3 protein-coding genes are annotated in these 2,652 nt (G+C 46.2%); all 3 read right to left on the bottom strand.

The genetic code is table 11. The annotated features are described in order from the left end of the window. The coding region (hypE, locus tag HQK80_16335; protein ID MBF0223758.1) for a hydrogenase expression/formation protein HypE at positions 1-838 on the bottom strand (838 nt) is incomplete at its 3' end. 39 nt (positions 839-877) lie between these two features. After that, entirely contained in the window at positions 878-1,963 is a 1,086-nt protein-coding gene (hypD, locus tag HQK80_16340; GenBank protein MBF0223759.1) for a hydrogenase formation protein HypD, read from the bottom strand. Positions 1,964-2,210: 247 nt separating this feature from the next. Next, on the bottom strand, positions 2,211-2,652 hold a 442-nt coding region (locus tag HQK80_16345), incomplete at its 5' end, for a GGDEF domain-containing protein (GenBank protein ID MBF0223760.1).

A 2,652-nucleotide genomic window follows, 5' to 3' on the forward strand; every position in this document is an offset into this window, starting at 1 on the left:
GTGTTTCGAAAGGCTTGAATCCATTCCATAGTAAAGTGGCAAGATAGAGTGGGTCTAACCCTAAAAGTTCGCAGGCCCCCCGAACATCATCTCGAACAGGCAGAAACTTTTCTTCCAGAATGATTCCAACCTGTGACGACTGGGCAATTTCATTTAAGGTAGTGGCGACCCCACCTCGGGTTGGATCACGCAAAGTGTGAATATTTGTTGCTTCAAGGCTAACGAGTTTGGCAATGATATGATTGAGTGCCGCTGAGTCGCTCTTAAAACCACCCGATATTTTTAGACCTTCCTGTTGGCATAAAATCGTAACACCATGGTCGGCCATAGTTCCACTGAGAATGATGTGGTCTCCGGGTTGAGCGTTCGTTCCCGAGATATCAAGCTCTGTTTGCATGTGTCCGATGCCGGTAGTGTTGATGAAAATCTTATCGGCTTTGCCGACAGGAACCACTTTAGTATCACCAGTAACAATCTGAACCCCTGCTGTATCGGCACTGTCTTTCATGGCGCGAATAATTCTTTCAAGGTCGGCCATGGGCAGGCCTTCTTCTAGAATAAGCCCTACCGAGAGGTACAACGGGATGGCTCCCCGCATCGCCAGGTCATTGACCGTACCGTTAACCGCCAGATCGCCGATGGTGCCTCCTGGGAAGAAAATAGGGTCCACAACAAAAGAATCTGTAGAGAAGGCCAGGCGTTCAGTTCCCAAGGTGATGAGGGCACTATCTTCGAGGCTATGCCGATCGGCAGTGTTGAAAATAGGGAGAAACATTTTCTCGATAAGTTCGTGAGAAACAAGGCCACCACTACCGTGATCTAAAGTGATTTTTTTCATAATGATTCATTTACTGTGCTGATATAGTCAGGGAAAAGTTTACTTGTGGTATCGATAGTAGGCGGCGCAAGAGCCTTCAGAAGAGACCATGCAGGGGCCAACTGGGTGATCTGGTCGGCATGCTTTTTTGAAAAGCTTACAGTCCGGAGGCATAAAAATTCCCTTGAGAACCTTACCACACTGACAGCCAGGTGTGTCTTTACCTTTTACCTGAGGGAGATTAAACTTTTTCACTGAATCAAATTTTTCAAATTCTGACCTGATTTTCAGGCCGCTGTCGTCGATGGTGCCGATTCCTCGCCATTCAGCTGAGCACGGTTCGAAAACCTGGTACATGATAGCCATAGCCTTACTGTTACCTTTTTCATATACGGCCCGCTGGTAGGAAATTTCAACTTTAGCTGGCTCATTGTTTATGCATTGTTGGGCAAGCATCACAATACCGTGTAAAATATCTACAGCCTCAAAGCCAGCGATTACGCAAGGTATGTTGTACTTTTTGACAAAAGGCAGGTAGGCTGCGGCCCCAATCATTATTGAGACATGCCCTGGGCATAATAGCCCGTTAATATGTACTTCAGGGTCAGAAGCTAATGCCTGCAGGGCTGGCGGCATCAGTTTATGTGCAGAAATTACCGAAAAATTATCAATGTTGGAAGCTGCAGCCTGCAGTATTGCCGCGGCAATCGTGGGTGTGGTTGTTTCAAAGCCAACCCCGAGAAAAATGATCTCTTTGTCTGGATTTTTCCGGGCAATATCCAGTGCATCAAGGGCGGAATAGACAATTTTGACTACCGCCTTAGTCCCCATCTCTTTAATCAATGATGATGTGCTGCCAGGTACTTTAATAAGATCGCCGAAGGTAGTAATTATTGTGTTGTCAATACGACTGGCGGCAACAAAAGTGTCGATCTCCTGGACAGCAGTGACACATACTGGGCAGCCCGGACCTGATGTGAGGGTTATCGCCGGGGGCATCAGTTCGCGAATACCGTTCTGGGCAATAGCCATGGTGTGAGTGCCGCAGACTTCCATCAGGCGTATTGGGTGAAGATTAAGGGAATGCAGTTTTTTGGCAAGCGTCAGAGCAGCATCAGTGTTTCGAAAGGCTTGAATCCATTCCATAGTAAAGTGGCAAGTGTCTTATGTCTGAAAGATTGAGTACGTAAAACAACTATCGTAACAGTTCTACTGCAGCGTACCTGAGTCTCATTCATATGTACCTGATCTTTATCGTTAAATAAATGAATGATTGTGGAATGATTTAAAAAAGAACGTAAACTGAAGAGAGGTATTGCGAGGTATCGCCAGTGGAAAGACTCAAGCCTGAGCCTTTCCACTGGCAAAATGTACTATTGGGTGTGGAGTCTGGTCAGCTAATTGCCCCGAATTGAACAACTTGGTTTTTTCCGTTATTTTTAGCGCTGTACATGGCCTTGTCGGCATTATTGATTAAAGTTTCAGTGTCATCTTTTGAGGTGTGGTTTGAGAAATGTTGCGCTACCCCAAAACTAGCGGAGAGGGAGATACCTTTTTGTATGATTTCACCCTTATCATCGCGAATAAGGAAGTTGTACTCCTTGATGTTGCTACGAATGGTTTCAGCAAGAGATGCGGCCTCTGGTTCGGCAATGTTTGGAAGAATCAGTGCAAACTCTTCGCCGCCAAAACGGGTTGCATAAAGCTCTGCCGGCGTGCCCTTGCAGTACTCAGCGACGCATCTGCTTATGATTTTCGCAACAGCGATAAGTGCCTGGTCGCCAACCCGGTGACCATAATTGTCGTTGAAAGATTTAAAGTCATCAATGTCAAGC

This window comes from Desulfobulbaceae bacterium (assembly GCA_015231515.1).
In the GTDB taxonomy this organism is placed as follows: Bacteria; Desulfobacterota; Desulfobulbia; order Desulfobulbales; family VMSU01; genus JADGBM01.

Bases quoted from the DNA above. Each gene is read 5' to 3' on its own strand.
- hypD (MBF0223759.1), bottom strand. From the start codon at position 1,963: ATGGAATGGATTCAAGCCTTTCGAAACACTGATGCTGCTCTGACGCTT.